The sequence below is a fragment of the Mycobacterium sp. GA-2829 genome, assembly GCF_001499965.1.
GTDB lineage: Bacteria > Actinomycetota > Actinomycetes > Mycobacteriales > Mycobacteriaceae > Mycobacterium.
On record NZ_LQIT01000006.1, the window covers coordinates 47,555 to 72,846 of the forward strand.

26 protein-coding genes are annotated in these 25,292 nt (G+C 68.2%); 13 read left to right on the forward strand and 13 right to left on the reverse strand.

The window, feature by feature from the left end:
• Positions 1 to 119: 119 nt before the first annotated feature.
• Entirely contained in the window at positions 120 to 512 is a 393-nt protein-coding gene (locus AU194_RS05150; protein WP_059088158.1) for an ester cyclase, read from the forward strand.
• Between the two features lie 2 nt (positions 513 to 514).
• On the opposite strand, the gene AU194_RS05155 is transcribed toward AU194_RS05150, so the two are convergent.
• Positions 515 to 1,336: a GAF and ANTAR domain-containing protein gene (locus AU194_RS05155; RefSeq protein ID WP_082698483.1), complete on the reverse strand. Its 822-nt coding sequence runs from the start codon at positions 1,334 to 1,336 to the stop codon at positions 515 to 517.
• A 194-nt stretch (positions 1,337 to 1,530) separates the two neighbouring features.
• On the reverse strand, positions 1,531 to 2,259 hold the full coding sequence (locus AU194_RS05160; RefSeq protein WP_059088159.1) for a PAS and ANTAR domain-containing protein: 729 nt from the start codon (positions 2,257 to 2,259) through the stop codon (positions 1,531 to 1,533).
• Positions 2,260 to 2,304: 45 nt separating this feature from the next.
• Between AU194_RS05160 and AU194_RS05165 the strand changes: the two genes are divergently transcribed.
• Together AU194_RS05165 and AU194_RS31640 are read left to right on the forward strand one after the other, a co-directional pair.
• Positions 2,305 to 3,555 (forward strand): serine hydrolase, encoded by a 1,251-nt coding sequence (locus tag AU194_RS05165; RefSeq protein ID WP_059088160.1) that lies wholly within the window; start codon positions 2,305 to 2,307, stop codon positions 3,553 to 3,555.
• A 15-nt stretch (positions 3,556 to 3,570) separates the two neighbouring features.
• Entirely contained in the window at positions 3,571 to 3,780 is a 210-nt protein-coding gene (locus tag AU194_RS31640; protein ID WP_157575903.1) for a hypothetical protein, read from the forward strand.
• On the opposite strand, the gene AU194_RS05170 is transcribed toward AU194_RS31640, so the two are convergent.
• The 4 genes from AU194_RS05170 to AU194_RS05185 form a co-directional block, all read right to left on the reverse strand.
• Entirely contained in the window at positions 3,777 to 4,733 is a 957-nt protein-coding gene (locus AU194_RS05170) for an alpha/beta hydrolase family protein (protein WP_059088161.1), read from the reverse strand. The two genes, AU194_RS31640 and AU194_RS05170, sit on opposite strands and share 4 nt — an antisense overlap.
• A gap of 64 nt (positions 4,734 to 4,797) precedes the next feature.
• A complete protein-coding gene (locus AU194_RS05175) occupies positions 4,798 to 5,583 on the reverse strand; it encodes an adenylate/guanylate cyclase domain-containing protein (protein WP_059088162.1) in 786 nt (261 codons plus the stop codon).
• A gap of 4 nt (positions 5,584 to 5,587) precedes the next feature.
• Complete coding sequence (locus tag AU194_RS05180; protein ID WP_059088163.1) at positions 5,588 to 8,521, reverse strand: aminotransferase; 2,934 nt, start codon at positions 8,519 to 8,521, stop codon at positions 5,588 to 5,590.
• Complete coding sequence (locus AU194_RS05185; protein WP_369804025.1) at positions 8,518 to 9,378, reverse strand: alpha/beta fold hydrolase; 861 nt, start codon at positions 9,376 to 9,378, stop codon at positions 8,518 to 8,520. The genes AU194_RS05180 and AU194_RS05185 overlap by 4 nt, the downstream gene beginning before the upstream one ends.
• A 92-nt stretch (positions 9,379 to 9,470) precedes the next feature.
• On the opposite strand from AU194_RS05185, the gene AU194_RS05190 reads away from it, so the two are divergent.
• The 4 genes from AU194_RS05190 to AU194_RS05205 all read left to right on the forward strand — a co-directional run bounded on the left by AU194_RS05190 (position 9,471) and on the right by AU194_RS05205 (position 12,133).
• Positions 9,471 to 9,944, forward strand: coding sequence for a VOC family protein (locus AU194_RS05190; protein ID WP_059088165.1), 474 nt, complete (start codon positions 9,471 to 9,473; stop codon positions 9,942 to 9,944).
• Between the two features lie 97 nt (positions 9,945 to 10,041).
• Complete coding sequence (locus tag AU194_RS05195) at positions 10,042 to 10,629, forward strand: tetratricopeptide repeat protein (protein ID WP_059088166.1); 588 nt, start codon at positions 10,042 to 10,044, stop codon at positions 10,627 to 10,629.
• On the forward strand, positions 10,626 to 11,231 hold the full coding sequence (locus tag AU194_RS05200) for a hypothetical protein (RefSeq protein WP_059088167.1): 606 nt from the start codon (positions 10,626 to 10,628) through the stop codon (positions 11,229 to 11,231). The genes AU194_RS05195 and AU194_RS05200 overlap by 4 nt, the downstream gene beginning before the upstream one ends.
• Positions 11,231 to 12,133, forward strand: a complete 903-nt coding sequence (locus tag AU194_RS05205; protein ID WP_059088168.1) for an alpha/beta fold hydrolase — start codon at positions 11,231 to 11,233, stop codon at positions 12,131 to 12,133. The genes AU194_RS05200 and AU194_RS05205 overlap by 1 nt, the downstream gene beginning before the upstream one ends.
• Here AU194_RS05205 and AU194_RS05210 read toward each other — a convergent pair.
• The gene (locus AU194_RS05210) at positions 12,130 to 12,933 is read right to left on the reverse strand and encodes an SDR family oxidoreductase (protein WP_059088169.1); all 804 of its coding nucleotides are present in this window, start codon (positions 12,931 to 12,933) and stop codon (positions 12,130 to 12,132) included. The two genes, AU194_RS05205 and AU194_RS05210, sit on opposite strands and share 4 nt — an antisense overlap.
• Before the next feature lie 25 nt (positions 12,934 to 12,958).
• Between AU194_RS05210 and AU194_RS05215 the strand changes: the two genes are divergently transcribed.
• From AU194_RS05215 to AU194_RS05225, 3 genes are all read left to right on the forward strand, one after another.
• Positions 12,959 to 14,221: a WS/DGAT domain-containing protein gene (locus AU194_RS05215; protein ID WP_059088248.1), complete on the forward strand. Its 1,263-nt coding sequence runs from the start codon at positions 12,959 to 12,961 to the stop codon at positions 14,219 to 14,221.
• Between the two features lie 47 nt (positions 14,222 to 14,268).
• Complete coding sequence (locus AU194_RS05220) at positions 14,269 to 14,787, forward strand: DoxX family protein (protein ID WP_059088170.1); 519 nt, start codon at positions 14,269 to 14,271, stop codon at positions 14,785 to 14,787.
• Between the two features lie 123 nt (positions 14,788 to 14,910).
• Entirely contained in the window at positions 14,911 to 16,668 is a 1,758-nt protein-coding gene (locus tag AU194_RS05225) for a DUF3556 domain-containing protein (RefSeq protein ID WP_059088171.1), read from the forward strand.
• Here the strand turns inward: AU194_RS05225 and AU194_RS05230 are convergent.
• A complete protein-coding gene (locus AU194_RS05230; RefSeq protein ID WP_059088172.1) occupies positions 16,643 to 17,428 on the reverse strand; it encodes a FadR/GntR family transcriptional regulator in 786 nt (261 codons plus the stop codon). The two genes, AU194_RS05225 and AU194_RS05230, sit on opposite strands and share 26 nt — an antisense overlap.
• A gap of 178 nt (positions 17,429 to 17,606) precedes the next feature.
• Here AU194_RS05230 and AU194_RS05235 point away from each other — a divergent pair, with 178 nt between their 5' ends.
• Genes AU194_RS05235 through AU194_RS05245 form a run of 3 tightly spaced genes read left to right on the forward strand, consistent with a single transcriptional unit; the run spans position 17,607 to position 20,716 of the window.
• Positions 17,607 to 18,764 carry a thiolase family protein gene (locus tag AU194_RS05235; protein WP_059088173.1) on the forward strand — a complete coding sequence of 386 codons (1,158 nt, stop codon included), beginning with the start codon at positions 17,607 to 17,609 and terminating at the stop codon, positions 18,762 to 18,764.
• Positions 18,761 to 19,567, forward strand: a complete 807-nt coding sequence (locus tag AU194_RS05240; protein WP_059088174.1) for a crotonase/enoyl-CoA hydratase family protein — start codon at positions 18,761 to 18,763, stop codon at positions 19,565 to 19,567. The genes AU194_RS05235 and AU194_RS05240 overlap by 4 nt, the downstream gene beginning before the upstream one ends.
• Positions 19,568 to 19,573: 6 nt before the next feature.
• Positions 19,574 to 20,716 carry an acyl-CoA dehydrogenase family protein gene (locus tag AU194_RS05245; protein WP_059088175.1) on the forward strand — a complete coding sequence of 381 codons (1,143 nt, stop codon included), beginning with the start codon at positions 19,574 to 19,576 and terminating at the stop codon, positions 20,714 to 20,716.
• Between the two features lie 143 nt (positions 20,717 to 20,859).
• On the opposite strand, the gene AU194_RS05250 is transcribed toward AU194_RS05245, so the two are convergent.
• From AU194_RS05250 to AU194_RS05270, 5 genes are read right to left on the reverse strand one after another with little or no spacing between them, the layout of a single operon-like run.
• Complete coding sequence (locus AU194_RS05250; protein WP_059088176.1) at positions 20,860 to 21,372, reverse strand: nuclear transport factor 2 family protein; 513 nt, start codon at positions 21,370 to 21,372, stop codon at positions 20,860 to 20,862.
• A 19-nt stretch (positions 21,373 to 21,391) separates the two neighbouring features.
• On the reverse strand, positions 21,392 to 21,826 hold the full coding sequence (locus tag AU194_RS05255; RefSeq protein ID WP_059088177.1) for a hypothetical protein: 435 nt from the start codon (positions 21,824 to 21,826) through the stop codon (positions 21,392 to 21,394).
• Between the two features lie 34 nt (positions 21,827 to 21,860).
• Positions 21,861 to 22,556, reverse strand: coding sequence for an ABC transporter ATP-binding protein (locus AU194_RS05260; RefSeq protein WP_197417517.1), 696 nt, complete (start codon positions 22,554 to 22,556; stop codon positions 21,861 to 21,863).
• A gap of 34 nt (positions 22,557 to 22,590) precedes the next feature.
• Positions 22,591 to 24,498 carry a branched-chain amino acid ABC transporter ATP-binding protein/permease gene (locus tag AU194_RS05265; protein WP_157575904.1) on the reverse strand — a complete coding sequence of 636 codons (1,908 nt, stop codon included), beginning with the start codon at positions 24,496 to 24,498 and terminating at the stop codon, positions 22,591 to 22,593.
• Complete coding sequence (locus tag AU194_RS05270) at positions 24,402 to 25,250, reverse strand: branched-chain amino acid ABC transporter permease (RefSeq protein ID WP_059088180.1); 849 nt, start codon at positions 25,248 to 25,250, stop codon at positions 24,402 to 24,404. Before AU194_RS05270 ends, AU194_RS05265 begins: the two co-directional genes overlap by 97 nt.
• Between the last annotated feature and the right edge of the window lie 42 nt (positions 25,251 to 25,292).

Consider the following 25,292-nt stretch of genomic DNA (forward strand, 5'->3'; position numbering starts at 1 on the left):
ACACCAGAAGTAGTTGCATCCATGGTCCCCGCTAGGTGACCGCTCGGACGCAACTCGAACGTGTTCAGCAGCGTGCACCTTCTCGGGCGGTCACCGCCCTCACACGCGACGATGGATCGGTGACCAACACCGATCTGTCCGAGACCTACCGCGCCTATCTCGCCTGTCTCAACGAACGCCGCTGGGACGACCTGAGCCGGCACGTTGCCGACGACGTCACCCACAACGGTCGGCGGCTGGGGCTCGACGGTTACCGCGCGATGCTCGAGGCCGACACCCATGCGACGCCGGACCTGCGCTTCGTTCCCGAGATCCTGCTCGCCGACGGCGACATGGTCTCGTGTCGGCTGGCGTTCGACTGCACCCCACAACGTGAGTTCCTGGGACTGCAGCCGACCGGTGCGCGAATCTCCTTCGCAGAACACGTCTTCTACCGCTTCACCGACAGACGGATCGCCGAGGTGTGGTCGTTGATCGACAGGGATGCGGTGCGCGAGCAGTTCGCACGGTGAGATCAGCCCAAGATATCCGGGTGTGACGCAACGATTTTCGCTACTTGGGCCAACTTCATGTTGAGTTCCATCGACGACTTCCGCAGGATGTCGAACGCCTCGTCCGCCGAGATGTTGCGCCGACCCATGAGAATTCCCTTCGCCTGCCCGATCACATCCCTGCTGTCGATCGCCTGACGCAGTTGGGCCTCGCGGAGTTTGGCGGTGGTGACCGCCTCGGTGTTGGCCAGCGCCAAGGACGCGTGCGTGGCGAGGAGCAGGATCGCACCCCTGTCCACGGCATCGAGTCCTGCGGGGGAGTGGGAGTACAGGTTCAACGCCCCCGACAACCGCGGCGGTTGGGGCATGGGGAGCAACGACAGCGACAGGATCGCCTCCACACCCAGCTTGCGTGCGGCGCGGGTGAAACGCGGCCACGGCGACGGGACGTCGGGTTCGGGCCACGCCGCGAATGCCGGTCCGGGGTTCATGGCGGCGGTCACGCACGGTCCCTCGTCCATGTCGTACTGACACTGATCGAGCATGCGGCCCACCGAGTGCGTCGCAAGCGGTGTATGGAACGTGCCGTCGGGGTTGCGCAGCGTCACACTCACCACGTCGACGTCCGGGGCGACGCTCATGATGGCATCGACGACCTGCTCGAGCACGTCCGCGACGGTCTGCGCATTGAGCAAAGCGGTTGTCAGATCAGCGAATTGGCGACCCAACGGACCCGTGGGGTAGCCATGGTCGCGTTTCGGGGCGACGCCCAGCCTCGATGCTTCATCCGCGTCGGCGACGAACCGTCGCTTGTCACGGGCCCAACTCTGGGCGGAATCACTCAACGGAATCTTCTTCCTACGGCGTGCCCGCGAGACGCCGCCGCGGGTTCTTGATGGTGTGAACGCCGCGGTTGCTGTACGACGACGGGAGGATTCGGATCCTCATCACGGTCGCACTACGTGCAGTCCTTCGAAAAAAGTCGGCCGCTACACGAAGGCTACGCGAAAAACAAGCAGGTGGATACCTGTGGTGCCGTCTAGGTGTTGTCGGAGGACCGGTGCACCGCGTGTGACTCGCGGTCCGAAACCCGCTCGTGCACGGTCATCAGTGTCTGGTCGTACACGCGCCGCGGCGGGAGCTCGTCGGACTGTCCACTCAACGCGCGGAAATCCTCGACGAGTTGGACCGCCAACGCCCGCAATTTCACGTTGGCTTCCTGAGACCGCCACTTCAGCAACGCGAACGCGGCCTCCGCGTCGAGACCGTACAGCAGTCCGAGCATCCCCTTGGCATGCTCGATGACCACCCGCCGGTCCGAGACGTCCGCGACGGCCGCCGAGATCCGCCCTTCGTAGGCCGCCTCCGCCGGCGTCACGTCGATGTAGAACCCGTGCGTGCCGACGACGGCGCCGCTCTCGTCGCGCAGCTGATCACCCACCACGACCAAGCGGTGGTGGACGCCATTGGCGTCGATCATCCGATGCCGCGTGCTGAACGCGGCCCGCGTCCGGCGCGTGTCCTCGAGCGCACCGACGAAATGCTCGTGGTCGTCGGGATGTTTGTGCGCCAGCACCTGTGCCGTGGTCGGAGCGGGCAGTTCGCCCGGCGCGTAGCCGTGCATCTGCTGCACCTCGTCCGACCACTCCCACCGCTCCTCGTCGATGTAGAAGCGGAACCGCCCCACCGTCTGGGCACTCCCACCCGACAACGCCTGATCCAGTTCGGAGTCCCCGTCGCCGCTGTGCCCGAGCCCGTCGTCTCGCACATTCCGAGCCTATGTCAGTGTGCCGAGCGATATGGTGCGACCACGATGTTCGTCGTCCGAACGTGCGGGTCCCGGCGTTCGCGCAGAAGGCATGCGCTCCGTATCGCCACTGTCGCGACGGGCGTCGCGGTCCTCGTCGCCGCCTGTACGTCCCCGTCAGAGCCGGCACTGCGCACCATCGACCCCCGGGCGCTCCAACAGGTGGTCCAACGGCTGGCCGACGAACTGACGGTGCCCGGCGCGTTCGTCCTCGTCCACACCCCACAGGGACGATACGACGCCGCGGCGGGCACCACCGAGGTCGGTACCCGCACGCCACCGACCGCCGGCACGCATTTCCGCATCGCCTCCAACACCAAGACCTTCACCGCGGCGCTGATCGTGCTGCTCGCCCAGGACGGTAGGATCCGCTTCACCGACCCCGTCACCGCGTACGTCCCCGACGTGCCCAACGGCGAGAACATCACCGTCGCAGACCTTCTCACGATGCGCAGCGGCCTCTACGGGTACACGCAGGACCCCTCGCTCGCGCAGGTGATGGACGCCGAACCTGCGAAATCCTGGACACCGGCCGAAGTGCTCGCCATCGCCTACCGCCACCCACCGCAGTTCCCGCCCGACACCGCGTACGAGTACAGCAACACCAACTATGCGCTTCTCGGTCTGATCGCCGAGAAGGCCGGTGGCCGAACACTATCCGAACAGTTCCGCGACCGGCTGTTCGAACCCGTCGGCCTCACCAAGACCTCGCTGCCCGCCGCCGACGACACCGCCATGCCTGCGCCCTATTCGCACGGCTACATGTACGGCGGAAGTTTCTACGCCCTGGCCGACGATCCCTACCCCGCCGAGATGCAGGCCGCCGCGCGCGCCGGGACGCTGAAACCCGTGGACTACACGAACCAGAACCCGTCGTACGCCACCGCCGCGGGAGGAGCGATCTCCACCGCCGACGATCTGAGCACCTGGATGAAGGCACTGGTCACCGGTGAGGTCTTCGACGACGACCACCACCGGCAGTGGACGAGGAGCCTGCGGCCCGAGGACCCGGATGCGCCCGGCGGCCAGCAGTACGGGTACGGCATCTCGTATCAGCGGTTCGCACCGCGCGCGGCGATGTACTACCACGGTGGGGAGTTGCCCGGGTTCAACTCGTTCATGGGCTACGACCCGGACAACGAGGTGAGCCTGGTGATCTGGACCAACCTCACGCTGTCTCCGGACGGCAGGACCACCGCGCAGGCGATGCTGGCCCCGATGCTCGAGCAGATCTACGCGGGGCTCTCGCTGGGATAGACGTGTGTCTCGTCCGTGACCTCGGCGCGACGCGGACCGGGAACGCTCGGCAGGGTGGTCGAGACGATCTATCTGGTGGCGGCAACTCTGTGGATCGTCGTGGTGGTGACCGGGGCGTGCGTCGGGGTGCGCGTGGCGCTCAAGATCCGGGCGCGGCGACGGCGGATGAACCAGCTCCTCGCCCTGGTGCGGCTGCCGCTGGTGCTGGCGGGCCGGCGGCGTTAACCGAGGACCCGCTGCAGATCCGGGCGCATCTGCTGCAGCTGCTGCGCCCAGTAGCCCCAGTTGTGGGTGCCGTTGGGCGGGAAGTTGAACACGCCGTTGTGGCCGCCCGCGGCGAGGTACCGCTGTTCGAACGTCCGGTTCGAGTCGATCGCGAAGCCCTCGAGGAACCCCTCACCGGCCACCGGGGCGGGGTTGGCGTAGGCGACGTCGGTGGGCGCCCCGTTGCCGCAGTAGACCCAGATGCGGGTGTTGTTGGCGACGAGGCGGTCGACGTTGACGGTCGGGTCGTTGCGGGCCCATGCCGGATCACCGGGCGGACCCCACATCGCGGCCGAACTGAAGCCGCCGTTCCAGTTCATCGACAGTCCGACCAGTCCGGGCCACGGACCTTCGGACAGGTTCGGGAACGCCGACAGCGAACCGGCGTAGATGAAGCGCTGCGGGTGGTAGATCGCCAGCGTGAGCGCCGCCGAACCGCCCATCGACGCGCCGACCGCGGCGTTCCCGGTGGCGGCGACATCGCGATTGGCCGCCAGCCACGTCGGCAGTTCCTCGGTGATGAACGTCTCCCACCGGTAGGTCACGGTCCTGCCGTTGCCCACCGCGGGTTGATACCAGTCGCTGTAGAAACTCGACTCGCCGCCGACCGGCATCACCACCGAAAGCCCCGAGCCGTTGAGGATGTCGAACGCGGCGGTGTTGCGGTCCCAGCCGCTGACGTCCTCCGGCGCCTCCATGCTGTCGAGCAGGTACACCGCGTGTGAACCCGGTCCGCCGCTGAGGAATTCGACCTTTATGGTGCGGCCCATGGCCGCCGACGGCACCTCGAGTTGCTCCACTGGCAGATCGGGACTGGAGAACGCGGTCGCCGTCCCCGGCGCGAGCACGCCTCCGGCACCCGCGAACAGCACCGTCGCGGCGGTCATGGCGAACAACACCCGAAGCGAAGCCATCGCAAGCCCTCCCGTGGCTACCCGACTGGCCGCACAGTACGCCGACGGTGAGCGCCGAGGGACGCTAATCGCTCACGACGTACAGCTGGTATTTGCCCGAGAAACCTTTCAGCGACACCTCGCGGCTGTCGCCGATCGTGACGCCGTCGACCCCGTCGACCACATCGCGCACCGCCTCGCTGACCAGGATCTCGCCGCCGTCGGCCTCGGCGGCCACCCGCGCGGCCAGTGCGACGTTGCGGCCGAACAGGTCCTCGCCGCGCCGCACCGACTTGCCGGTGTGGATCCCGATCCGCACCCGAATCCCGTTGGGCCGTCGACGAAGTGCGTGCTGCAGCGCAATCGCGCAGCGCACCGCGTTCTCGGGCGCGGCGAACGCCACCATGAACCCGTCGCCCTGGCTCTTCACCACATGGCCGTCGTGATCCTTGACGAACCGCTGCACCGAACGAGCGTGGCGTCCGATCAGCCGCGCCCACGCCCGATCGCCGATCCGGTTGTTCAGCGCCGTCGAATCCTCGATGTCGGAGAACATGATCGCCACGCGGCCGTTGGGCGCCAGCCGTGCCAGGTCGGGCCGCTCCACCTCGAACCAGTCGGCGAGGTCCTCGATCGACGACGTGATCGCCCCGCCGAAACCCTTCTCCCGCACCAGGTTCGCGGTTTGCCAGACATGCTTGACCGCTTCCCTGCCGCCGTTGAGCAGCGCGCTGCGGGTGTCGACGCGGGCACGCAGTTCGTCGGCCTCCTGGCGGGCGCGGGTGAGCAGCACCCACAGCGTGACCAGACCGACCGCCTCCGCCACCGCCAGGACGGCGAGGACGACGGCGGTGATCTGGTATCCGGTCACCGCGTCACCAGCCCTCGGTGAGTACCCGGTCCAGGGCGTCGACGTAGAAGTCGGCCGACTCCACGTCGATGCACAGCGGCGGTTTGGTCTTCAGGATATTCGAGTGGTCACCGGTCGGCTGGATGATCACGCCGAGGTCGAGCATCCGTTCGCAGATCGCCTTGGTCTCCTGCGTCGCGGGCTCCAACGTCTCCCGGTCGCGGACCATCTCCACCCCGAGGTACAACCCGACCCCGTGCACCGTGCCGATGATCGGATGCTTGTCGGCGAGCGCCTCCAACCGTGACTTGAGGTGACCACCGACGCGAACTGCGTTGCCCTGCAGGTCTTCTGACCGCAGCACGTCGAACACGGTCAGTCCGATCGCACACGACAGCGGGCTGCCGCCGGTTGAGGAGAAGAAGTACCCCTGCGACCGGAACGCCTCGGCCACCGCCCGGCTGGTGATGACGGCGCCGAGCGGATAGCCGTTGCCGGTGGATTTGGCCACCGACACGATGTCGGGTACGACGCCCTGCTGTTCGAAACCCCAGAACCAGTGTCCGAGACGGCCGTAGCCGACCTGGACCTCGTCGGCGATCGCCAGGCCGCCCGCACCGCGCACCGCCGTGTACACCTGCTGGAGGTATCCGTCGGGCAGCGCCATACCGCCCGCGTTGCCGTAGACCGATTCGCAGATGAACCCCGCCGGGGCGCGGCCGTCCGCGACGAGTTCTTCGATCTGCGCGACGGCCTCGGTGGCGTAGCGGCCGACCTCGGTGCCGCGGTACTTGCCGCGGAAGCTGTTCGGCGATTCGACGGTGTGCACCCAGTCCGGGCGGGTGGTCAGCGCGTTGGGGTTGTCGGCGGTGGACGTGGACACCGCGTCGGTGCCGTAGGTCCAGCCGTGGTAGGCCTCGCGCATCGCGACCACGTCCCGGCGCCCCGTGGCAGCCAGCGCCAGGCGGATCGCGAGATCGCTTGCCTCCGAACCGGAGTTGACGAGGAACACGGTGTCGAGCGGATCGGGCAGTTCGGCGGCGAGGCGTTCGCTGTACTCGACCACCGCGGCGTAGTTGAACCGCGAGTTGGTGTTGAGCCTGCGCAGCTGGCGCGCCGCGGTGTCGGCGATCCGCGGATGCGCATGTCCGAGCACGGTGACGTTGTTGACCATGTCGAGGTAGCAGCGCCCGGCCGTCGACATCAGATAGTGCCGCCAGCCGCGTTCGATCTGCGGCGGCGTGCGGTAGTAGTGCTCCTGCACGGTGGCGAACGCGCGGTCGCGGCGTGCGACCAGCTCACCGGCGGCGGGGGACTCCGGCGCCTCCGGCGGCAGGCCGAGCAGTGGCCGCGGATCGCGCACGTGCGCCAACCACCCCGACGCCATCTCGGGGCGCACCAGTGTGGGCGCGAGCATCGCACCGACCGGGCGGACCGCGACCTCGGCCCAGCGTGCGGCATCGGCGTGAGCGAGGGGGTCGCCGGCCTTGACCACCGTGGTCACGAGGCCGGGATGCACGCCGGTGAGCGTCACCTCGAAGTCACGACCGCGCAGGGTCACCGCATCCTCGCCGCTGGCGGTCACCTCACCGTCCCAGGGCGCCACCAACGTGAGCGCTTCGGCCGGCCACAGCCCTATCCCGGTCGGTACCACCTCGGCGCTGCGCTGGCTCAACGCGGGTGCGAGCGTCAGGCGCGGTTCCCCGAAGCGGGTGAGCACCAGCGTCGCTCCGCGCGCGACCGCGTCCGCGGCGAGCCGGTCCTCGAGGTCGGCGGACAACCAGCCGCCGGGCACGAACGCGTGGTCGTACACGTCGGAGGTCGTCGAGAGATCCAGTGTGACAACGTCTTCCGCGCCGACCATCGGCACCGTGGCGGTGACCTCGGCGCGCGGCGCGGCGACACCGAGCTCAGCGCGCAGCACCGCGGTCATCACGTCCATCGGGACCGAGGTGGCCTGCTCGAACATCCGCCACTCACCGTCGGACTGTTCGGTGACGTAGGCGTTGTCCGGGTCGAGTTCGGCCTGTTGGGCGCCGCTGACGATGAGCACCGCCGTCCGCAGCACCACCATCGGCCACAGCGCGTCGATCTCCGCGGCGGAAAGTGGGCGGATGGCGTGGAAGGCGCGCACCGCGGGCACGATCGACACGGGTTCGGTGCCGGTGTGCCCCAGCACCGACGACGCCGCGATCGCCAACTCCGACACCGCCCAGGTGTGGGTGAGATCGCCGAAGTCGATGACCCCGTCGGGCCGCCGGGACCCGTCGGCCGCCCGCGACACGACGACGTTCGCGTCGGTGATGTCCAGGTGCACGGCCTGACGCGGCAGGTCGTCGGCGACGCGGCTGATCCGCGCCCAGGCCTCGCGCGTGGCGGTCTGCAGCCGTTCCCGCTGCACATGGTCGCCGACGTGGCCGATCAGCGCGTCGACGACGTCGGCGCCGTAGCGCAGATCCCACTGCAGCACGCGGTCCAGCCCAGGGTGCTCGAACCCGCTCAGCGCCCGACTGACCCGCGCCGCGACCTCGCCGAGGCCCGCGACCGCCGCCGGGCCGATGTGGTCGGCGTCGATCAGCGTGCCGCCGGGCAGGAACGTCAGCAGCCGCACCAGCAACCCGTCCACCGCCGTCACCTCGGCGCCGGCGGAGTTCGGCAGCGGCACCGCGATCCGCAGCTGCGGTTCGGCGTCGGCGATCGCGTGCGCGGCGAGGTCCTGCGCCGCCACCTCCACCTCGTTGAAGGCGGGATTGGACACCTTGAGCACGCCGAGCACGTCGTCGGTGCCGGGCCGGCGGACCACGAAGTTCTTGTCCTGCTGGCTGCCGAGGGAGACGGCCTCGGCGTCGATGCCGTAGTGCGCGGCGAGGATGCGCTGCGCGTCGGCGACGCTGACCTGGGGGGCGGGGAGCGCCGGAGTCTCGAGGAAGTCGAATCCGGCCGTGCGGCGGGCGGTCACCGGCTCACGAAACCGACGACGGCTTCGGTGAACGCATCGTTGTCGTCACCGGCAGCGGTGTGCCCGGCGTCGGACAGCTCGACGAACTCCGCGCTCGGGACCGTGCGCAGGAACTCCTGCACCCCTTCATAACTGACCACGTCGGAAAGCTTGCCACGGATGAGCAGGATCGGAATCGTCAGTTCCGTCGCGGCCTTCTCCAGCTCGTCGGCGTGGACGAACGGGTCGTCGCCGTTCCCCGCGACGAATGCCGGATCCCAGTGCCAGTACCACCGGCCGTCGCGCTGGCGCAGGTTCTTCTTCAAGCCGTCATGGCTCTTGGGTCGCCTCCGGTGCGGCAGGTAGGCGGCCACCGCGTCGGCGGCGTCGGCGAGGGTGTCGAACCCGTGAACATGGTCGACCATGAAGTCGCGGATCCGGGCGCTGCCGTCCTGTTCGAACCGCGGCACCACATCGACGAGCACCAACTGGGTGACCCGCTCGGCGCCGGCCTCGCGGGCCACGAGGATGCCGGTCAACCCGCCCATGCTGGCGCCGATCAAGGCCACCGGCCTGGCGATCTGATCGAGCACCGCGAGCACGTCGGCGCACATCACGTCGACGGAGTAATGGGCCTCGGGGGAGCGGTCGCTGTCGCCGTGGCCGCGGCTGTCCAGCGCCACCACGTGCAGACCCGCGTCGGCGAGTATCTGGCCGGTGTTCTTCCACGAGAACCGGTTCTGGCCGCCGCCGTGCAGCATCAGCACCGTGGGCCGGCCCGCGGCCGACTCCGCGCCTCGATTCCACTCGTCGCCGACGAGGGTGAGCCCCTCGGCGCCCCGATACGACACGGTCTCCGCGGTACTCACGCGCGTCACGTTACCGGGGCGTTTGCGCCCGGCCGCGATGAGTTCGGCGGTCCGCGCGAGTCACCTCTGGGAAGACGCCACGACAATCCCGAGGAGTTCCGATGCCGTCGATCACCCCGTCGCTCTGGTTCAACGACGACCTGGAGGAGGCCGTCGCCTTCTACACGTCCGTGTTCCCCAACTCGAAGGTGGAGAGCCTCAGTCGCTTCACCGAGGCCTGCCCCGGCCCGACGGGGGAGGTGGTGTCCGGGGTCTTCGTGCTCGACGGCACCCGGTTCATCGGCATCAACGGCGGGCCGCAGTTCCCGTTCACCGAGGCGGTGTCGTTCACCGTGCACTGCGCCGACCAGGACGAGGTCGACTACTACTGGGACCGGCTGGTCGAGGGCGGTGAGGAGTCGCAGTGCGGCTGGCTCAAGGACCGGTTCGGGCTGAGCTGGCAGATCGTGCCGGACCGGCTCACCGAACTGCTCGACGACCCGGATCCGGTCCGGGCCGCGGCGGCCTCGAAGGCGATGCTCGGGATGCGCAGAATCGTCATCGCCGAACTCGAGGACGCGGTCGCCCCCGTCTGATCGCTGCGGCACGTCGCCGACTGACGCTCACGGCCCGCCACGTAACGTTTGGCGGAAGCCGGGATGAGGTGATCCCGGGTGCCGCAGAGGAGCAGACATGGCAGACGATGCCCCCGCCCCCGACGGCGAACCGATCGCGACCGTCGACGACGAAACCGCGGTCGAACCCGCCGATGCCGCGCCTATCGTGGCGCCCGCGGGCCGCTCACCGGTGCGGACCGTCCTCATCGCAGGACTGGCGCTGGTCGTCGTGCTGGCCGGCGTGACGGGCTGGTTCGGCTACCGCGCCTACCAGGCCAACCAGGACAGCAAAGAGCGGGAGCTCTACCTGCAGGTCGGCCGTCAGGCCGCGCAGAACCTGACCTCGATCGACTGGCAGCAGGCCGACGCCGACGTGCAACGGGTGCTCGACGTGGCCACCGGAACGTTCTACGACGATTTCCAGAAGCGGGCCGAACCGTTCCTGCAGGTGGTCAAGGAGGCCAAGTCCAAGTCGGTCGGCACGCTCGGCGAGGCCGGGCTGGAGTCGGTGTCCGACGGTAAGGCGGAGGTGTTGGTGGCGGTGACGGTGCAGTCGTCGAACGCGGGTGCGCCGGAGCAGGCGCCGCGGGCGTGGCGCATGCGGCTGACGGTCGAACGCGTCGACGACGGCGCGAAGGTCTCGCAGGTGGAGTTCGTGCAGTGACCGGCATCCCCGAGGAAGAGCAGAAGACCGTCGACGAGCTCGAGCCCGAGACGACCGCGGTCGAGGAGACCGTTCCCGACGAGACAGCCACCGCCGCGCCGCCGGCCGCCCGCCGCGGAATCCCGTGGTCGCGGGTGGTGGCGTTCGGCGTGGTACCCGCCGTCGCACTGATCCTCGCCGTCGCGGGCGGCTACCTGTTCTGGCGCAACTCCACCACCGACGGCGCCGAGGCGGCGCGGGAGGATTCGGTGGCCGCGGCCCGCAGCATCGCGATCGCGATGCTGACCTACGAACCGCAGACCGTGGACCAGCAACTCGGCGCCGCCAAGGAGAAGCTGACCGGCAGCTTCCGCGACACCTACAGTTCGCTGATCGACAGCGTCGTCGTGCCCGGCGCCCGAGAGCAGCAGATCGCCGCCGTCACCGACGTGCCCGCCGCCGCGTCGGTCAGCGCGGACGCCGACCACGCCGTGGTGCTGCTGTTCGTCAACCAGACCGTCACCGTCGGCTCCGAGCCGCCGAGCACCACCGCGTCGAGCGTGCGGGTCACCCTCGACAAGGTCGGCGACCAGTGGCTCGTCTCCAACTTCCAGCCGATCTGATGACGCCGCGCTGGTTGGATGTGTCCACGCCCGCCGGGCAGCTGCGGGCGCTGGTCTGGGGTCCCGAACACGGCCCGGTCGCGTTGTGCCTGCACGGGTTCCCCGACACCGCCTACGGCTGGCGCAAAGTGGCGCCCGCACTCGCCGACGCCGGCTGGCGGGTGGTGGCGCCGTTCATGCGTGGGTACGTGCCGTCGTCGGTGCCGTCCGACCGCAGCTACCACGTCGGCGCGCTCATGGACGACGCGCTGCGCGTACTGGCCGCGGCGGGTCCGACGGGTCGCGATGTGATCATCGGCCATGACTGGGGCGCCATCGCGGGGACCGGGCTGGCCGCGATGCCGCACAGTCCGTTCGACCGGGCCGTCATCATGTCGGTGCCGCCGGCCGCCGCGTTCCGGCCGCTGGGCCGGGTGGCGAACGGTGCGCGACTGGCCGCCCAACTGCCCCGGCAGATGCTGCGCAGCTGGTACATCTTCTTCTTCCAGCTGCCCGGCCTGCCCGACCGGTCGGCGTCCTGGGTGGTGCCCCGGCTGTGGCGGCAGTGGTCACCGGGTTATCACGCCGCCGAGGACGTGCGACACGTCGACGCGGCCATCGGTGTGCGCCGCAGGTGGCGGGCCGCGCTGGGCTATTACCGTGCGACCGTGCGCAATTCGCGGCCGCCCGCGCAGTACGCCGAACTGCACCGGCACTGGCTGTCGGCGCCCGCGTTGCCCACGTTGTACCTGCACGGCCGCGACGACGGTTGTGCAACAGCCGATTTCACGCCGTGGGTGGAGCGGGTGCTGCCGGCGGGCAGTGCGACCGCGATCGTCGACCACGCGGGGCACTTCCTGCAGCTCGAACAGCCCGACGTGGTGGGTCGCCACATCGTGGACTTCATCGGGACCGCCGGCTAGGTCCGCGTCATCCCCGGGTGCGCCCGGCTCAGCGCCGCCAGCAGGAGCCGCCGCGGGGTGAGGTGATTGACCGCTGCCGCAATGCGATTCGGTGCCCCCGGGATGATGACGGCCCGGCCTGCCGCGAGCCCGTCGAGACCCGCGCGGGCCACCGCGTCGGGCTGTCGCCACATGAAGGGCGGCAGCATCTTCTCGGCCACGTCATCGGGGATGCCGACCTGTTCGCCGAACCCCGTGCGCACCGGTCCCGGACACAGCGTCGCGACCGAGACTCCGGTGCCGCGCGTCTCCTCGCGCAGCGCGTGGGTGTAGGACAGCACGAACGCCTTGGCCGCCGCGTAGGTCGCCTGCCCGGGCACGGGGCCGAATGCGCCGACGGAGGCGACGTTGAGCACCGCGCCGCGCCCGCGCGCGACCATGCCCGGTACGAAGCGGCTGCACAGGTCGACCACCGCGGCGACGTCGAGTTCGACCAGCGCCAGCTCGGCCGCCGGATTCGATTGCGCGACCGGGCCTAGGTTCGACATGCCCGCGTTGTTGACCAGGAGGTCCACCTCGACGCCGAGGTCGCCGATCCGCCCGGCCAGCGCGGCGCGGTCCTGGGGGCGCGACAGGTCGGCGGGCAGGACGTGCGCGGTGGGTCCCAGCTCGGCGGCCAGTGCGTGCAGCTGGTCGGCCTGGCGGGCGACGAGCGCCAAACGGTAACCGCGTCTTGACAACTCGCGGGCGATCTCGGCGCCGATACCTTTCGAGGCGCCGGTGACCAGCGCCACGCCGGTGGTGCTGGTGGGCGGGAGCATGCGCCGAAGCCTAACCTCGGACACCATGACCGTGCGTCGGCTCGCGGCGCTCGACGCCCAGAACCTGTGGATCGCGGCGAAGATCCCGAACGACCAGTTCCTGATCTACGGTTTCGCCGGTGTCCCCGACGACCTGTCCGAGGCGCTCGCGGCGGTCGTGGATCGGGCGCGGGCCTGCGGTGAGCTGCGGTTGCGGGTGCGCGAGCGGGGTCGGTTGCGGTATCCCGAGTGGATCGACGGCGGGGTCGACCGGACCCAGGTGCGGACCCATGCGGGCGGCGACTGGGCGGGCTGTCTGGCGGCGGTGTCGGAGCTGACCGCCGATCCGCTCGATGCGCGCACGGCCGCGTGGCGGCTGCACGTGTTCACCCCGGTGTCAGGCATGCCGGGCGTGGAAGGTCCGGCGACCGTGGCGGTGGTGCAGATGTCGCACGCGCTGGCCGACGGGATGCGGTCCGCGGCGCTGGCCGGGTGGCTGTTCGGCCGCGCCACCCCCGTCCCGCCGGTGCCCGTGCCGACGTGGGAGACGTGGACGCTGCCCGCACGGGCGGTTCGCGCGGCCCGCACCCACCGACAGCTGGTCCGCGACGTCGACGCGGGCAACGTTCCCGCGCAGGCTGATTCGCGACCCGTCTTACGCAGCAACGCCCGCCCGGACGGACGTCTCGGCCTGCGGGTCCTGGTCCGTCGCCGCGACGAGCTGGCCGGCCCGACCGTCACCGTCGCCGTCCTCGCCGCGGTGTCCCGCGCGCTGGCCGACCACCTGCGCGACCTCGGCGACGATCCGTCCGCGCTCGGCGCCGAGGTGCCGATGGCGACCGCGGGACCCCGGCGCGCGCACAATCACTTCGGCAACGTCGGCGTCGGGCTGCATCCCGATCTGCCGCATGCCGAGCGCAGCGCCCGTATCGCCGGTGAACTCGCACAGCGACGGCAGCGCGCCGCGCACCCCGGGATGCGGGCCGCGGCACTGGCGTCCGCGGCGGTGCCCGCACCGTTGATGCGGTGGGGTGTCGACGCCTTCGACCCGACCGTGCGCTCCCCGACGGCGATCGGCAACACCGTCGTCTCGAGCGTGGCGCGCGGGGCCGCCGATCTGCACTTCGGCGGTGCGCCGGTGGTGCTGACGACCGGCTGTCCGGCGCTGTCGCCGATGATGGGGCTCACCCACGGCGTGCACGGCATCGGCGACACCGTCGCGGTCAGCGTGCACGCCGCCGCATCCGCGGTCGGCGACCTCGACGTCTACATGTCGCGGCTGGCCGACGCGCTGGACCGACGCACCTAGCGAGGTGGGGTACTCGACGGCCTTACAGATGGCCTAGATTCTGTCGCATGACTGCCTACGATGTCGGCGTTCTGATCCTGCGCGTGGTGCTGGGCCTGACGATGGCCGCCCACGGCTACAACAAGTTCTTCGGCGGCGGCCGCATCCCCGGCACCGCCGGCTGGTTCGACAGCATCGGCATGAAACCGGGTATGTTCCACGCCCGCGTCGCCGCGACCACCGAGATGGCCGCCGGGATCGGGTTGGCCGTCGGCCTGCTCACCCCGGTGCCCGCCGCGGGCTTCGTGGCGTTGATGCTGGTCGCCGCGTGGACCGTGCACCGCGCCAACGGGTTCTTCATCGTCAAGGAGGGCTGGGAGTACAACCTGGTGCTGGCCGCCGCGGCCGTCGCCATCCCCGCCATCGGACCCGGCAAGCTCAGCCTGGACTACGCGCTGTTCCACGGCACCGGGGTATGGGATCTGGTGTCGGGCTGGTGGGGTCTGGCGATCGCGCTGATCCTCGGGTTGGCCGGGGGTATCGGCCAGTTGGCGATCTTCTACCGCCCGCCGGCCAAGACCGGGTGACGTTTCGCGCGAGCAGACACAGATTCGCGCTCTCGGGCCGCGGATCACGCGAATCTGTGTCTGGTCGCGCGGAGATGACCCAACCCGTTCCGCGCAACTAGAACACGTTCTAGTCTTTGGGGCATGGGATTTCTCAAGCCCGACATGCCCGTCGTCGACTTCGAAGAGTGGAACAAGGGCACCCGCTCCGAGAAGATCCGCCCGATGGCCCGGCACTGGGCCGAGGTCGGGTTCGGCACGCCCGTGGTCATGCACCTGTTCTACGTGGTCAAGATCCTGCTCTACGTCCTCGGCGGCTGGTTGTTCGCGCTGGCCACCCCGGGTATCGACGGGTTCACCAACGTCGCCCAGTGGTGGACCGAACCCATCGTGTTCCAGAAGGTCGTGCTGTTCACGATGCTGTTCGAGGTGGTCGGCCTCGGCTGCGGCTTCGGTCCGCTCAACAACCGGTTCTTCCCGCCGATGGGGTCGATCCTCTACTGGTTGCGGCCCGGCACCATCCGGCTGCCACCGTGGCCAGGCCGGGTACCGCTGACCAAGGGCGACACCCGCACTCCCTTCGACGCGGCGCTCTACGGGGCGCTGCTCGTCGTCCTGCTCGTCGCGCTTTTCTCCGGCGGGACCGGTCCGGTGCCCGCACTCGGCACGACGGTCGGCGTGCTGCCGCTGTGGCAGATCTGGACCGTGCTCGGGCTGCTCGCGGTACTCGGGCTGCGCGACAAGGTGATCTTCCTGGCCGCTCGCGGTGAGGTGTACGGCTCGTTCACCGTCGCGTTCCTGTTCGTCGGCCACGGCGTGGACATGCTGCTGGCCGCCAAACTCGTCTGCGTCGCGATCTGGGTGGGCGCGGCCACCTCGAAGCTCAACAAGCACTTCCCGTTCGTGATCTCGACGATGATGTCGAACAATCCGCTGATCCGCACGAAGTGGCTCAAGCGCAAGTTCTTCGAGAACTTCCCCGACGATCTGCGGCCGGGCCGGATCTCGCGGGTCATTGCGCATTTCAGCACCGCGATCGAGATGTTGGTGCCGTTGGTGCTGCTGTTCAGCCACGGCGGCTGGCCGACCGCGATCGCGGCGTTCGTGATGCTGGTTTTCCACTTCGGCATCCTGTCGGCGATCCCGATGGGCGTGCCGCTGGAGTGGAACGTCTTCATGATGTTCAGCGTCGTGACGCTGTTCGTCGGCCACGCCGACCTCGGCCTGTCCGAGATGAGCACGCCGCTGCCGGTGGTGCTGTTCGCCGTGCTGGCCGTCACCGTCGCGCTGGGAAACCTGTTCCCGCGCAAGGTCTCCTTCCTGCCCGGGATGCGGTACTACGCGGGTAACTGGGACACCACGTGGTGGTGCATCAAACCGTCGGCGAACGAGAAGATCGAGCGCGGGCTCGTCGCGATCGCCAGCATGCCCGCCTCCCAACTGGAGAAGGTCTACGGCAGCCCCGAGCAGGCGATGATCTACCTGTACAAGGGATATGCGTTCCGCGGCTTCAATTCTCACGGCAAGGCGCTGCTGACCCTGGTGCACAACGCGCTCGCCGGACGCAACGAGGACGACTACGTCATCACCGAGGGTGAGCGCCTCTGCAGCACCGCGGTCGGCTGGAACTTCGGCGACGGCCACATGCACAACGAGCAGTTGATCGCCGCGATGCAGGAGCGCTGCCAGTTCGAACCGGACGAGGTGCGCGTCATCCTCCTCGACGCCCAGCCCATCCACCGGCAACGCCAGGAGTACCGGTTGGTCGACGCCGCCACCGGAGAGTTCGAACGCGGCTACGTCAACGTGGCGGACATGGTGACCGGGCAGCCGTGGAGCGACGACATCGCGGTGCATGTGACGTGGCGGGAGGGCGTCAGCCCATCACGTCGCGGACCTTGACGTCCTCGAGTCCCTGCAACAGCAGGGCGCGCGCGGTGTCGAGGTGTTTCCGCCAGTGCGCCTCGGCGCCCGCGCCGTCGCCGGAGCGCATCAGCTGCAGCAGCCGGCGGTAGGACCGCATCAACTTCTCGTAGTCGGCCTTCGACGGCGGGTTGCTCTCCTTCATCGCGAACGCCGTGTGGCGGACCGTGATCTCGTGGAGCATGCCGGCCATGATCGTCAGCGTGGCGTTTCCGGAGAGCTCGACCATGCGGCGGTGGAAGTCGCCGGTGGTCTCGGCGAGCCGGCCGTCCTGCCAGCTCTGCACGACGTGTTCGTCGAGGGTCTGCTCGAGTTCGTCGAACGCCGCGGTGTCACCGCCCTCGGTCAGCAGCCGCACGGCCATCGGTTCGATACCCGACCGTGCGGTCATCACGTCGGCGATCGTCGCGCCGGACAGTTCCAGCAGCAGACCCGCCGGGCGCGCCACGATCTCCGGTCCGGGCACCCGCACCCGCGCGCCCGTCCGCGAACCGCGGCGGACCTCGACGAGGCGTTCGGATTCGAGCACCCGCACCGCTTCGCGCAGCGTCGGGCGGCTGACGCCGAAGTGCGCCATCAACTCGGCCTCGTTGGGCAGGAAGTCGCCCTCTTTGAGCTTGCCGTCGACGACCATGCGGCGCAGGGTGCCCGCGACCAGCTCCGCCGTCTTGGGGGAGCGCACCGTCGTCGCCGAGGGACTGGCCCCGATCATGGGAGCCAGCGGGGGCGTACGAGCCACCTGACCTCCCGGTTGAGTCACGCCGACTGGTTGTCAGCTGTACAACTCAGTAAACCATCTGCCGAGGCGCTTTCGATGCAGGCCGACCCCACCAACCAGTAGGTTGACCTAGTAAACCTTGTGCTCTACCGTCGTGTCCAAGTGTGTGAGCGGTATCCGACTTCGAAGGAGAAGTGACATGGCTGAAGCCGTCATCGTCGAGGCTGTACGGTCGCCCGTCGGCAAGCGCAACGGGGCACTGGCGGGGGTCCACCCGGCCGAACTGTCCGCACAGGTGCTCAACGGTCTGGTGCAGCGTGCGGGTGTGGACCCGGCACTGGTCGACGACGTCATCTGGGGCTGCGTCATGCAGGCCGGCGAGCAGGCCCTCGACATCGCGCGCACCGCGGTGCTCTCCGCCGGCTGGCCCGAGACCGTTCCCGGTGTGACCGTCGACCGCCAGTGCGGTTCCAGCCAGCAGTCGCTGCACTTCGCCGTCGCCGGTGTGGTGGCCGGGCACTACGACGTGGTCGTCGCGGGCGGCGTCGAGTCGATGACGCGCACCCCGATGGGCTCCTCGCTGGCCAACGGCGGCAACCCCTACGGCGAATCGTTCAAGGCCCGCTACGACAAGACCCCGAACCAGGGTGTCGGCGCCGAGATGATCGCCGAGCAGTGGGGCTTCAGCCGCACCGAACTCGACGAGTTCTCGCTGCGCTCGCATGAGAAGGCCGCCGCGGCACAGGATTCCGGTGCCTTCAAGGACCAGATCGTCGGCATCGAGACCAAGGACGCCGACGGCAACGACACCGTCGTGCTCGAAGACGGCGGTATCCGCCGCGGTGGCACCGTCGAGTCGATGGCCAAGATCAAGCCTGCGTTCAAGGAGGGCGGCGTCATCCACGCCGGCAACTCCAGCCAGATCTCCGACGGTGCGGCGGCGCTGCTGCTCATGTCCGCCGAGAAGGCCAAGGAACTCGGCCTCAAGCCGCTGGCCAAGGTGCACACCGCGGTCCTCGCCGGTGCCGATCCGGTCATCATGCTGACCGCCCCGATCCCGGCCACCCAGAAGGCGCTGAAGAAGTCGGGTCTGAGCCTCGACCAGATCGGTGCGTTCGAGGTGAACGAGGCCTTCGCGCCCGTTCCGATGGCCTGGCTCAAGGACATCGGCGCCGACGTGGAGAAGCTCAACCCCAACGGTGGCGCCATCGCGCTCGGCCATCCGCTCGGCGGCTCCGGCGCGCGCATCCTGACCACGCTGCTGTACCACATGCGCGACAACGGCATTCAATACGGCCTGCAGACCATGTGTGAAGGCGGCGGCCAGGCCAACGCCACCATCCTCGAGCTGCTGTGACCGATACGAGCGAAAAGGCAACGGCCCCCGCCGCTCTCACCGAGCGGCGGGGTAATGTCCTGATCATCACGCTCAACCGGCCCGAGGCCCGCAACGCCGTCAACGGCGCGGTGAGCACCGCCGTCGGCGATGCGCTGCAGCAGGCGCAGGACGATCCCGAGGTGCGCGCGGTCGTGCTCACCGGCAGCGGGCCGTCGTTCTGCGCGGGCGCCGACCTCAAGGCGATCTACCGGCGCGAGAACCTCTTTCACCCCGAACACCCGGAGTGGGGCTTCGCCGGTTACGTCCACCACTTCATCGACAAGCCGACCATCGCCGCGGTCAACGGCACCGCACTCGGCGGCGGCACCGAACTGGCACTGGCCAGCGATCTGGTGGTCGCCGAGGAGCGTGCGAAATTCGGTCTGCCGGAAGTGAAACGGGGCCTGATGGCCGCCGCGGGTGGGGTGTTCCGCATCGTCGACCACCTGCCGCGCAAGGTGGCGATGGAGCTGCTGTTCACCGGTGAGCCGATGACGTCGGCCGATGCGCTGAAGTGGGGTCTGATCAACGAGGTGGTGCCCGACGGCACCGCACTCGACGCGGCACTGGCGCTGGCCGAACGCATCACTGTCAACGCCCCGCTCGCGGTGTGGGCCAGCAAGCGCGTGGCCTACGGCGCCGACGACGGCGTGATCGCCGCCGAGGAAACCTCATGGGACCGCTCCGGGCGCGAGATGCGCACGGTGCTCAAGTCAGACGACGCCAAGGAGGGGCCGCTGGCCTTCGCCGAGAAGCGTCAACCGGTCTGGAAAGCGAAGTAGGAGAAGATGAAGCGAACGATCTACGACGCCGAACACGAGGCGTTCCGCGAGACCGTCAAGGAGTACATCGAGCGTGAGCTCGTGCCCAACCACGACAAGTGGGAGAGCGAGCGGATCGTCGACCGGTCGGCGTACACCGCGGCGGGCAAGTACGGGCTCATCGGGTTCAACATGCCGGAGGAGTTCGGCGGCGGCGGTTCGGACGACTTCCGGTTCAACGCGATCATCGACGAGGAGATCGCCAAAGCCGGCGTCCACGGACCGGCGCTGAGCCTGCACAACGACGTCGTCGGGCCCTACTTCAAGGACCTGACCAACGACGAGCAGAAGCAGCGCTGGCTGCCCGGTATCGCCAGCGGCGAGACGATCATCGCCGTCGCGATGACCGAACCCGGCGCCGGCAGCGACCTCGCGGGCATCCGCACCTCCGCGGTGCGCGACGGCGACGACTGGATCATCAACGGCTCCAAGACCTTCATCTCGTCGGGCATCAACTGCGACCTGGTCGTCGTGGTCGCGCGCACCGATCCCGAAGCCGGACACAAGGGCTTCTCGCTGTTCGTGGTCGAGCGCGACATGGAGGGCTTCAGCCGCGGCCGCAAGCTCGACAAGATGGGCTTGCACAGCCAGGACACCTCAGAGCTGCACTTCGAGAACGTCCGCGTGCCGAACGCCAACCTGCTGGGCAAGGAGGGTCGGGGGTTCTACCACCTGATGACCAACCTGCCGTCGGAGCGGCTGTCGATCGCGATCTCCGCGATCGCCGGTGCCCGTGCGGTGTTCGACGAGACGCTGCAGTACAGCAAGGACCGCAAGGCGTTCGGTCAGCCGATCGGCAGCTTCCAGCACAACCGGTTCCTGCTCGCCGAGATGGAGACCGAGCTCGAGGTCACCGAGACCTACATCGACCGCTGCCTGCAGGGCGTCGTCGACGGTGAGCTGACCGCCGTCGAGGCCGCCAAGGCCAAGTGGTGGGCCACCGAGGTCGCCAAGAAGGTCGTCGACCAGTGCGTGCAGTTGCACGGCGGCTACGGCTACATGTTGGAGTACCGCGTGGCGCGGGCCTACGTCGACGGCCGCATCCAAACGATCTTCGGTGGCACCACCGAGATCATGAAGGAGATCATCGGGCGCGACCTCGGCGTCTGACCCTTCCCTCGCACCATTCGGCGCGGTCTCGCTTTTGCGAACGAGACCGCGCCGAATGCGTTTGCTACTCGGGTTCCCTTACTCCGCGAGCGTGCGTGTTCGTCCGCCCGGCGCGGCGGGTCACGGCAGTAAGCGCACGCTCGTCAGTGGGAGGACGACGGTGGTCCTAACCCGCGAACAGCGAGCAACTCACTGATCCGGTCGGCGCCCCACCCGACTTCCCAGAGGCAGCAGATCTCGGGTGTGAAGCCGATGCGGGCCAGCCGCCACTCGCCGTGCACGCGGTGAAAATTGTCGCGGTAGCGTCCGGCCACCAGCCACGCCGAGCCGTCCACTGTCATCGGATGCCAGCTGACCCACTGCCCGATCGCGAACTCCCGGTGGTCGTCGACCTTGATCTGCTCGCTGCCCAGGAAGCACAACGAGAACGTGACGCGCCCTAGCAGATCAGTCAGTTCGGAGAAACCCCACGACCTCTGCAAAGGCGCTGCCACGTCGACGGTCAGTGAGGCGAGCGCCGGAGGCGGTGGAGCGGACGCGAGCCGTCCGTCGTTGACGGCTTCGTCCACACTGCGGACGAACGCCATCTTCGCGTTCGATATGGCGACGGTGTCCTCCAGCTGGAGCACACGCGTATTGAGGTGGTTGTCGGTCATTGGGTTGTCTCCTGGATCGTCATGCGGTTTGGTCGACGACCTTCGCGCCGCGCACCCATCCGTACAGCGCGGGGGTGATCAAGTGGATTCGTTGTCGCCACCTCGCCGTCAATGGCGTTGCCGTCGTGTGGTCGTGCGTGATGGTGTGGGTGAAGGCGCCGAAGTGAGCCACCCCGCCCAGCACGGGGGCTTCCAGACCGTAGCCGTGGACGACGGGTGTGTCGGCAGTGCCGCCCACTTCCTCGAGGTTGGTGAATATGTGCAGGGTGAAGTCCGCCACCAGTCCCTCGAAGAACCGGCGGATGTCGTCGATACCCGTGAACGTCTCGTCCTCCGAGGAGAACTCGCCGTCGTGGTGCCATCCGGCGGTCGCCATGTCGGCGTCGTAGGGTCCGTCGTCGCACGCGACGCCGGCGGCAGCGACACCCGTCTTCGCGGCGAGCAAGTTCTCCAAACGGACGATCCGCGCTTCCAAAGCGGAACAGCCATCAGACGGCAAGATGGGCCTCCGCGACGGTCCGCCAGTCGGCACCCGCGGTGGGACGGAGCGCACTCAGTTGGCCCAGCTTCATCACCGCGTAGGAGTCGGCGACGCCAAAGGCGAACTCCAAATCCTGCTCGACGAGCACGATGGTGGTGCCTCGGGTTTCTTGTTCGTGGGCGAGCGCGGTGCGCAGGATGTTGCGCACGGACGGCTGCAACCCTTCAGTGATTTCGTCGATGATCAACAGCGCGGGCCGTGACACCAGGGCCCGCGCGAGCAACAGCATTTTCTGCTCACCGCCGGACAGCGTGCCGGCCTTCTGGTTGGTCCGACCCCTGAGTTTGGGGAACAGTGTCACCACTTCGGACATCGCTGCGTCGATGTCGGCGTTCTTGGGCAGACCGAGGCGGATGTTCTCCTCCACTGAGAGGTCGCCGAAGATCGCCTTCTCTTGCGGGATATACGTCACCCCTTGCCGTGCGACGCGGAACGGCTTCAGGGGACGCAGTGAGGTTCCGGCCACCAGCACCTCACCGGACCAGGGCTTGACGATGTTCACCATCGCCTTGAGCAAGGTGGACTTACCCATTCCGTTCTTACCGATGATCGCCACCACGCCGCCCTGGCGAACTGAGAAGTCTGCGCCGCGAACGACTTCGGCGCTCGAATAGCCAGTCCGCAACGCGCGCACTTCCAGCATCGGCGTCAACGTGGTGGCGCACTGGAGCCTGTCTTCAGGACTCGTGAGCATCGGCCAACTCCGCTTCTTCGAAGGTTCCGGTGTAGATCTCCTTGACCACCCGCGAAGTGACCACCTCGTCCACCGATCCGTCCAGCAGCAACTCGCCCTGATGCAGAACCACGATCCGGGAGCTGATCGCACGGACGAAGTCGAGGTCGTGCTCCACGAGAATCACAAGTTTGCCGTCGGCGGCGATCTCACGGAACACGGCGCCGAGCACCGACCGCTCTTCGTGGGACAGGCCGGCGGTGGGCTCGTCGAGTAGCACTACTGTCGGATCGGTCGCCATGACCATGGCCAACTCCAGCGCCTGCTTTTGTCCATGGGACAGGGTGCCGGCCGGCTCGTGGAGTACCAGGTGCAGTCCGGTGGCGTCCAGCACCCGCGCGGCGGCCGTCGGCAGTTCCAATATTCCGTCCCGTCGCCAGAGGCTGGGTCTACTGGCGCGGGTCCGCGCGATCCTGAGGCACTCGAACACCGTCAACGGACCAAATACGCTGGCATGCTGGAACTTTCTGCTTACTCCCATGGCAGCCACGGCTGCCGGTTCTTTCCGCGCGATCGAGCGGCCGGCGATCTCGACGACGCCCGCTGTGCGGAACTTCCCGTCGCTGATGCAGCGCATCAGCGTCGACTTCCCGGCTCCGTTCGGCCCGACGATGCTGACCACCTCCCCGGCACGGGCCTGCAGGTCGATGCCGGAGACCGCCGTCAGGCTCCCGAACCGGCAGGTAACGCGTTCGAGGTAGAGAAGTGGATTCCGGCTGTCAGACGCAGATTGGGGCGCGGCGACCTGTCGGATCGTTCCGCGCGAGGGTGGAACCGCCTGACGCCGACGAAGTTTCGTACGGATCCAGGCCAAGGGGATGGACACGACCGACATCAATCCGCCGGGCAGGTAGAGCACCACCAGCAGGAAGGCGACGCCGAGACCCAGTTGCCAGACGAAAGGAAACTCGGCGCCGATGACGGCGGTGACGTAGTCGATCACGACGGCGGCGACCACCGGTCCGACGAGTGTCCCGCGTCCGCCGAGTGCCACCCAGATGACCATCAGCGTGGCGGCCATGATGCCGCCAAGATCGGGTGCGACGACATTCTGTGAGCTGGCCAGCAGCGCACCACCGAACGCCGTCAGCGCCGCAGTGACAGTGAACAGCACAGTCTTTACCCGGTTGACGCGGATACCGAGATAGGTGCAGCGGGTTTCGTTCTCCCGGATCGCCTTCAGCAGCGTCCCGGTGTCCGAGTACACCACCAGCATCGCAGCGAACAGCGCGCCGAGCAGGATTCCGCCGGTCAGCAGATACCACTGGGTGGGCGCCAGAAGCGGTGTGACATATCCCGACAGGCCGCTGCTCGAACCGGTGGTATCGCCGCCGGCCAACACGACGCGTTCGAAGATGAACGGTGCCGCGAAGGACACGACACCCACGTACAGCCAGTCCGCTTTGGAGTGAAATGACAACACCCCGATCGCCAGCGCAGTGACGCAGGCTGCGGCAATCCCGATGACGGCTCCGAGCAGAATGGCTGTGGTCTTGTCGGACAGGGAATCTGAGCTGGCCGAGATGGCCACGGCGTATGCGCCGATACCGAACAGTGCGCCGTGCGCGTAGCTCAGCACGCCGGTGTATCCCCAGAGCAGATCGATGGAGATCGCGGTGAGCCCGTAGATGAACGAGACGGTCAGGATCATCTTCGTGTAGACGTCGATCGCGGGGGCGGTGAGGAGCAGCAACGTGCCGACCGCGACGATTGCGGCCAGTGCGCGAACTTGGGGACGAGAGGTCAAAGTGTTCATCAGATGCGGGCCTTTCGGACGAAACCCTCCGGCATGACGCGAAGGATCAGCACAACTGTTACCGGTACCGCCAGCGTGGCGATCGTCGGATCCCACACCGAGGCCATGCTGACCTGAAGCACGCCGAGCAGCACACACGCGGCGCCGAGGGCGACGGGTGACACGCCGACCAGCAACGAGATCATGAATGCTGCGAACAGCCAGGGAACGCCGATGTTCGGGTCCACACTCGCGATCGGGGTGAGCAATGCGCCGGCGAGACCGGCCAACGCGGACCCGAGCAGAAACGAGGCGAACCTGACCAGTGAATCGTTGATGCCGAGGACCTGGGCGAGATTCTCGTCCATGATCACCGCCCTGCCCACCAGGCCGAGCCGAGTCCTGTTGAGCATCAGGGCGATCGACACACCCACCGCAACCGCGATGGGGATGAACAGCAGCCGGTACAGCGAGTAGGTGGTGCCGAGGATGTCGATTGCGCCCAGGTCCAGTGTCTTGACGGGTTGCGTTCCGCGCCCGAAGTACAGCGTGATCAGTTGAGTGATGATCATGTTCAGACCCCACGTGGCCAGCAGGGTGTCCATGGGACGGCCGTAGAGTCGGCGCAGCACCAGCGGTTCGATCACCGCAGCCACCGCCGCGGTGACGATCGGCGCGATGAGAATCGGCAACCAGACGGGCAATCCGTACGAGGTCACCAGCACCGAGGTGTAGGCGCCGAGCGCCAGGAACGCGCCGTGCGCGAAGTTGATGAGCTTCATCATCCCGAAGACGATCAGCAGACCGGCGGTCACGATGAAGAAGAGTGCTCCGGTGGTGAGACCGTCGAGTAACAGCCCGGTTGTCATTGATCCTCCGTTCGGCCGGCGGCGATGCGTGGCCCATCGTGA

Coding starts and splice junctions, on each gene's coding strand:
- AU194_RS05165 (WP_059088160.1), top strand. CDS start 2,305: ATGTTCGTCGTCCGAACGTGCGGGTCCCGGCGTTCGCGCAGAAGGCAT.
- AU194_RS05170 (WP_059088161.1), bottom strand. CDS start 4,733: ATGGCTTCGCTTCGGGTGTTGTTCGCCATGACCGCCGCGACGGTGCTG.
- AU194_RS05190 (WP_059088165.1), top strand. CDS start 9,471: ATGCCGTCGATCACCCCGTCGCTCTGGTTCAACGACGACCTGGAGGAG.
- AU194_RS05195 (WP_059088166.1), top strand. CDS start 10,042: ATGGCAGACGATGCCCCCGCCCCCGACGGCGAACCGATCGCGACCGTC.
- AU194_RS05205 (WP_059088168.1), top strand. CDS start 11,231: ATGACGCCGCGCTGGTTGGATGTGTCCACGCCCGCCGGGCAGCTGCGG.
- AU194_RS05210 (WP_059088169.1), bottom strand. CDS start 12,933: ATGCTCCCGCCCACCAGCACCACCGGCGTGGCGCTGGTCACCGGCGCC.
- AU194_RS05215 (WP_059088248.1), top strand. CDS start 12,959: ATGACCGTGCGTCGGCTCGCGGCGCTCGACGCCCAGAACCTGTGGATC.
- AU194_RS05220 (WP_059088170.1), top strand. CDS start 14,269: ATGACTGCCTACGATGTCGGCGTTCTGATCCTGCGCGTGGTGCTGGGC.
- AU194_RS05225 (WP_059088171.1), top strand. CDS start 14,911: ATGGGATTTCTCAAGCCCGACATGCCCGTCGTCGACTTCGAAGAGTGG.
- AU194_RS05235 (WP_059088173.1), top strand. CDS start 17,607: ATGGCTGAAGCCGTCATCGTCGAGGCTGTACGGTCGCCCGTCGGCAAG.
- AU194_RS05245 (WP_059088175.1), top strand. CDS start 19,574: ATGAAGCGAACGATCTACGACGCCGAACACGAGGCGTTCCGCGAGACC.
- AU194_RS05250 (WP_059088176.1), bottom strand. CDS start 21,372: ATGACCGACAACCACCTCAATACGCGTGTGCTCCAGCTGGAGGACACC.
- AU194_RS05260 (WP_197417517.1), bottom strand. CDS start 22,556: ATGCTGGAAGTGCGCGCGTTGCGGACTGGCTATTCGAGCGCCGAAGTC.
- AU194_RS05270 (WP_059088180.1), bottom strand. CDS start 25,250: ATGACAACCGGGCTGTTACTCGACGGTCTCACCACCGGAGCACTCTTC.